5 protein-coding genes are annotated in these 6,268 nt (G+C 72.0%); 2 read left to right on the top strand and 3 right to left on the bottom strand.

Annotated features, from left to right (window positions below; all coding sequences use genetic code 11):
- Positions 1-172 precede the first annotated feature (172 nt).
- Entirely contained in the window at positions 173-1,042 is an 870-nt protein-coding gene (locus tag GTW40_RS10760) for a hypothetical protein (RefSeq protein WP_202485689.1), read from the top strand.
- Between the two features lie 76 nt (positions 1,043-1,118).
- Complete coding sequence (locus tag GTW40_RS10765) at positions 1,119-4,493, top strand: pyruvate carboxylase (protein WP_161179945.1); 3,375 nt, start codon at positions 1,119-1,121, stop codon at positions 4,491-4,493.
- Between the two features lie 69 nt (positions 4,494-4,562).
- On the opposite strand, the gene GTW40_RS10770 is transcribed toward GTW40_RS10765, so the two are convergent.
- From GTW40_RS10770 to GTW40_RS10780, 3 genes are all read right to left on the bottom strand, one after another.
- Complete coding sequence (locus tag GTW40_RS10770; RefSeq protein ID WP_161179946.1) at positions 4,563-5,018, bottom strand: hypothetical protein; 456 nt, start codon at positions 5,016-5,018, stop codon at positions 4,563-4,565.
- A gap of 143 nt (positions 5,019-5,161) precedes the next feature.
- The gene (locus GTW40_RS10775) at positions 5,162-5,935 is read right to left on the bottom strand and encodes a polysaccharide lyase family 7 protein (protein ID WP_161179948.1); all 774 of its coding nucleotides are present in this window, start codon (positions 5,933-5,935) and stop codon (positions 5,162-5,164) included.
- 139 nt (positions 5,936-6,074) lie between these two features.
- A partial coding sequence (locus GTW40_RS10780) for a carbohydrate-binding protein (RefSeq protein ID WP_237525445.1) occupies positions 6,075-6,268 on the bottom strand: 194 nt, incomplete at its 5' end.

Here is a 6,268-nt window from a genome sequence, read left to right on the forward strand (position 1 = left end):
CGACCGGCCTCCGGCTCGCTGAACTGTGACGGCCGTCCCGCACCCGGGCACGGCAGGGGGAGGGGGCGATGTGTGGGTCGGGGCTGCCGGGAACGACCGGGCATCGCGCCTCATGAGCGGGGGCATCAGCGGAGGCGTGAGCGAGGGCGCGCCCAGGGGCGGGCGCACCCCGATGATCCGCGCCGCGCTCGCGCGGCTCGCCCGGGGCACCGCACGCGTACTGCGGGGCGAGTGGCACGCCATCGTCGTCGACCCGGTGCGCAGACTCGCCCACCGCGGGCTCGCGGGGCTCCCGCTGGGCTTCGTCGCCGCCTTCGGGGTCATCTTCTTCCACGACATCGCGCAGCACCCGGCGGGCGCCACCTGGGTGCGCCGTCTCGGCGGCGTCACCGCCGACCTGCCCCTGTGGCTGTCCCTGCTGCGCACCCCTGTCTCGCTCTACGTCCCCGCCCTCGACCTCCCGGTCTGGGCGGGCATCACCCAGCTCTTCCTCGCCTTCGCGCTCGCCGAACTCGTCCTCGGCCGCGCCCGCACCCTCTTCATCGCCTACGCCACGACCCTGGCCGGTACCCTCACCGCGCGGGCGATGATCGCGCTCGGCCCGGACGGCTGGTGGGGTCTCGGGCTGCCGCCGGAGGCGGGGCAGGTCCTCGACACCGGTCCTTCGGCGGCGGTCGTGGGTCTGTTCACCTATCTGGCGGTGGTCCGCCGGGCACCCGTGGTTTTCACTCTGACAGGCGGATCGATGGTGTGGGAGTCCATCGCCGTCCCCAACCTCGCGGGCCGCGAGCACCTGATCGCGGTGGGCGCCGCCGTCGTGCTGGGCTTCCTGCACACCCACGGCGCCCGGCTGCGCCACCTCCCGCGATTCCCGGCGGTACGGCACGCACGGCCCCCGGCGGTACGACGGGACCTCCCCCGCGCCCCCGCCCCCGCCCCGGCCACCGCGCCGCCTCCTCCCGCGCCCGCACGTGCGGTCACGTCGGCAGGGCCACGTCAATGTGACGGTTTTCGCACCTCGACCGGAGCGGGTACCCCCTAGTGTTTCCGCGAGATACCGGGGCAGGGCTTGGCTGACACGATGGTGTACGTCGCCGGCAGGCTGAAGGGAATCCGAGATGTTCCGCAAGGTGCTGGTCGCCAACCGGGGTGAGATCGCGATCCGGGCGTTCCGCGCGGCCTTCGAGCTGGGCGCGCGCACGGTCGCCGTGTTCCCTTACGAGGACCGCAACTCGCTGCACCGGCTCAAGGCCGACGAGGCGTACGAGATCGGGGAGCAGGGGCACCCCGTACGGGCCTACCTCTCCGTGGACGAGATCGTGGCGGCCGCCCGCCGGGCCGGAGCCGACGCCGTCTACCCCGGCTACGGCTTCCTCTCGGAGAACCCCGAGCTGGCCCGCGCCTGCGAGGAGGCGGGCATCACCTTCGTCGGCCCGAGCGCCGCCACCCTGGAACTCACCGGCAACAAGGCCCGCGCGGTCGCCGCCGCCCGCGCCGCCGGAGTCCCCGTCCTCGCCTCCTCCGCGCCCTCCAACGACGTGGACGAACTCGTGCGCGCCGCCGGGGAGATCGGCTTCCCCGTCTTCGTGAAGGCGGTCGCGGGCGGCGGCGGCCGGGGCATGCGCCGGGTCGAGGACCCCGCCCAGCTGCGCGAGTCCATCGAGGCCGCCTCCCGCGAGGCCGCCTCCGCCTTCGGCGACCCGACCGTGTTCCTGGAGAAGGCCGTCGTGGACCCCCGCCACATCGAGGTACAGATCCTCGCCGACGGCGAGGGCAACGTCATCCACCTCTACGAGCGCGACTGCTCGGTCCAGCGCCGCCACCAGAAGGTCATCGAACTCGCCCCCGCGCCCAACCTCGACCCCGAGCTGCGCGACCGTATCTGCGCCGACGCCGTGCGCTTCGCCCGCGAGATCGGCTACCGGAACGCGGGCACCGTGGAGTTCCTGCTCGACCGGGACGGCAACCACGTCTTCATCGAGATGAACCCGCGTATCCAGGTCGAGCACACGGTGACCGAGGAGGTCACCGATGTCGACCTGGTCCAGGCCCAGTTGCGCATCGCCGCCGGGGAGACCCTGGCCGACCTCGGTCTCTCCCAGGACCGGATCAAGCTGCGCGGCGCCGCCCTCCAGTGCCGCATCACCACCGAGGACCCCGCCAACGGCTTCCGCCCCGACACCGGCCGGATCAGCGCGTACCGTTCGCCGGGCGGCTCCGGCATCCGGCTCGACGGCGGAACCACCCACGCGGGCACGGAGATCAGCGCCCACTTCGACTCGATGCTGGTCAAACTCACCTGCAGGGGACGGGACTTCCAGACCGCCGTCGGCCGCGCCCGGCGCGCGGTGGCCGAGTTCCGTATCCGAGGTGTGGCCACCAACATCCCGTTCCTGCAAGCGGTCCTGGACGACCCGGACTTCCGGGCCGGGCGGCTCACCACCTCGTTCATCGAGGAACGCCCACAGCTCCTGACGGCACGTCATTCGGCCGACCGGGGCAGCAAGCTGCTCACCTACCTGGCCGACGTCACGGTCAACAAGCCGCACGGCGAGCGCCCCGACCTGCCCGATCCGGTCACCAAGCTGCCGAAGGTCCCGGCGGGTGAACCCCCGTCCGGTTCCCGGCAGTTGCTCGTCGATCTCGGTCCCGAGGGCTTCGCCCGGCAGCTGCGCGAGTCCCGTACCCTCGGCGTCACCGACACCACCTTCCGCGACGCCCACCAGTCGCTGCTCGCCACCCGGGTGCGCACCAAGGACCTCCTCGCCGTCGCCCCCGTCGTCGCGCACACCCTGCCGCAGCTGCTCTCCGTGGAGTGCTGGGGCGGCGCCACCTACGACGTGGCGCTGCGCTTCCTCGCCGAGGACCCCTGGGAGCGGCTGGCCGCGCTGCGCGAGGCGATTCCCAACATCTGCCTCCAGATGCTGCTGCGCGGCCGCAACACCGTCGGCTACACGCCGTACCCCACCGAGGTCACCGACGCCTTCGTGCAGGAGGCCGCCGCCACCGGCATCGACATCTTCCGCATCTTCGACGCGCTCAACGACGTGGACCAGATGCGCCCCGCCATCGAGGCCGTGCGCGAGACCGGCACCGCCGTCGCCGAGGTCGCCCTCTGCTACACCGCCGACCTCAGCGACCCCGGCGAGCGGCTCTACACCCTCGACTACTACCTGCGCCTCGCCGAGCGCATCGTCGAGGCCGGGGCCCATGTCCTCGCGATCAAGGACATGGCGGGCCTGCTGCGGGCACCCGCCGCGACGAAGCTGGTCACCGCGCTGCGGAGCGAGTTCGGCCTCCCCGTGCATCTGCACACGCACGACACGGCGGGCGGCCAGCTCGCCACCTACCTCGCCGCGATCCAGGCGGGTGTCGACGCCGTGGACGGCGCGGTCGCCTCCATGGCCGGGACCACCTCGCAGCCCTCCCTCTCGGCGCTGGTCGCCGCGACCGACCACTCCGACCGGCCCACCGGGCTCGACCTCGCGGCCGTCGAGGAGCTGGAGCCGTACTGGGAGAGCGTGCGCAAGATCTACGCCCCCTTCGAGGCGGGCCTCGCCTCCCCGACCGGGCGCGTCTACCACCACGAGATCCCCGGCGGCCAGCTCTCCAACCTGCGCACCCAGGCCGTGGCCCTCGGCCTCGGGGACCGGTTCGAGGAGATCGAGGCGATGTACGCGGCCGCCGACCGCATCCTCGGCCGCCTGGTCAAGGTCACCCCGTCCTCCAAGGTGGTCGGCGACCTCGCCCTGCATCTGGTCGGCGCCGGAGTGTCACCGGAGGACTTCGAGGAGACCCCGGACCGCTTCGACATCCCGGACTCGGTGATCGGTTTCCTGCGCGGCGAGCTGGGCACCCCGCCCGGCGGCTGGCCCGAGCCGTTCCGCACCAAGGCCCTGCGCGGCCGCGCCGAGCCCAAGCCGGTGCCCGAGCTGTCCGCCGAGGACCGCGAGGGGCTGGCCAAGGACCGCAGGCCCACCCTCAACCGGCTGCTCTTCCCCGGCCCCACCCGCGAGTTCGAGGCCCACCGCCAGTCGTACGGCGACACCGGCGTCCTGGACAGCAAGACCTTCTTCTACGGGCTGCGCCCCGCCAAGGAGTACGGCGTCGACCTGGAACCCGGGGTGCGCCTGCTGATCGAGCTCCAGGCGGTCGGCGAGGCCGACGAGCGCGGGATGCGCACCGTGATGTCCTCGCTCAACGGCCAGCTGCGCCCCATCCGGGTCCGCGACCGCTCCGCGTCCTCCGACGTGCCGGTGACCGAGAAGGCCGACCGCGCGAACCCGGGTCATGTGGCGGCGCCGTTCGCCGGAGTGGTGACCCTCGCCGCGGCCGAGGGCGACGAGGTCGAGGCGGGAGCGACGATCGCCACCATCGAGGCGATGAAGATGGAGGCCACCATCACCGCGCCGAAGGCCGGCCGGATCGCCCGGCTCGCCATCAACCGCATCCAGCAGGTGGAGGGCGGCGACCTGCTCGCCGAGATCGTCTGACCCGGCCGGTCGCCGCCCTCTCGCACAAGGCTCCGGGAGCCCTGCCGCCGCTCCCGGAGCCCGCCGCCCTCAGTCCCAGAGCGGGTACGTCATGACCTGCTTGAACCCGTCGGGACGGGCGTCCTTGTAGGTCAGCGTCATCCGGGTGAAGTGCCGCACCCCCGGCTCCTTCTTCCACTCGGCCGGGCGGTCGAGCCGCACGGTCACCGGGTAGCCCCTGAAGGTGCCCCGGGCGCAGTACGGGTCGCAGTTGTTGACCCAGTTCACACCCTCGGCGACCGCCTTGCCGTCGTTCCACTTCGTCCAGTGCAGCCCCAGCAGACGGCTGTTCCCGTCGCCGCAGGCCAGGATGAAGTCCGCCGGACGCACATCGCGCTGCCACAGGCAGTCGACCAGGACGGGCCGGGAGGCGTCGGTGTGCGCGGCGGAATCGTCCGGGGGGCTGGCCGAGGCCGTGGTCATGGCCGCCGCGAGCAGCGCCCCCGCCGCCAGGGTGACCGCCGTTCCCATCAGTTTTCCGCGCATGGTCGCTCCCACCTGTAGCGCCGTGTCCGACCGTGTGCGCACCGACGCTACGACCCTTCGCTCAAATGCACCAGTTGCGCAGGTCACACCGTATGTCCGGGTGTGAAGCGGGTCACTGCGAGGCTGCTCCGGAACCTTGTGGATCAGCTGTGCGACACGGTCAGCCCGTAGAAACCGACCTTCGCGCCGTTGGTCGTGCTGTCGGAGGAGGACTGGTTGTAGGACCCGGCCTTGAAGTACTGCCGGTACGGCGAGAAGGCGGACGGGATGGCGTAGCGGGTGGTGGTGCCGTTGACGGTCAGCTCGATCGTGTTCCCGCCGGTCACGGCGATGGTGTAGGTCCAGGTTTTGCCGAGGGGGACATGGCCGACCGGGTGCGTGGTCTGGCCGCCGGAGGGGGAGTCCTCGGTGCCGAGCACGATGTCGCCGTTCGCGCGGTAGTACAGCTCGGCCAGCGGCTTGGTGGAGGAGCCGCCCGAGCCGAGGTGGATCTGGCCGACGCACACGTTCTTGGTCACCGAGACCACGCGCAGAGTCGCGCTCAGCCGGTGCGAGCCGGAGAGCTTCCAGTCGGCGGCGCCGCCGTCGCGGTTCATCTCGCGCAGCTCCGAGCGGGCGTAGTTCGAGTTGGGCGTGGTGACGCCCTTCTCGGGCGCCCAGAAGGTCATCGCGCCGTCGCGGGTGTCGGTGTAGAAGTACGCGTCCTGGTAGCCGTTCGCGCCGCGCAGCCGGGACGAGGGGATCGTGGTGGGGGCGCCGGGGGAGCCGACCGGCTCCTGGAGCTGCCAGATGGCGAGGTCGAAGTTGCCGCCGGGCGCGACATGCGGATCGGCCGCCTGCGCGCTGCCGCCGAACACGCCGAGCGTCAGGGCGAGCGCGGTGGCGGTCGCCGCCGTGAGGAGCCGGGAGCGGGTCATGTGGGGGGTCATGTGGGGGTCCTCCCGTAGAACCGGACACGCCCGGAGTTCACATCCGTGAACTCCGGGCGCATCCATGGACGTTGACGACCCGGAACGTAAAGGTTCGGACCATCACCGTCAAGAGGTCAGCCCGCGGTCAGCAGGAGCCCTCGTCCTGCCAGGCGCCCCAGTCGGAGCCGTTCGGCGCCTCGTTCTGGGTCCACCACTTGGCCTTCCAGTTGTGCCCGTTGTACGAGGCCTCGTCCCCGCTGACGTACACGGCCGACGAACTCCAGGCGGTCTTGCAGGAGTTGCCCGGGTTCGGCGGAGTGGGCGTCGGGGTGGGGGTGG

It is taken from the genome of Streptomyces sp. SID4985 (assembly GCF_009863025.1).
Taxonomy (GTDB): domain Bacteria; phylum Actinomycetota; class Actinomycetes; order Streptomycetales; family Streptomycetaceae; genus Streptomyces.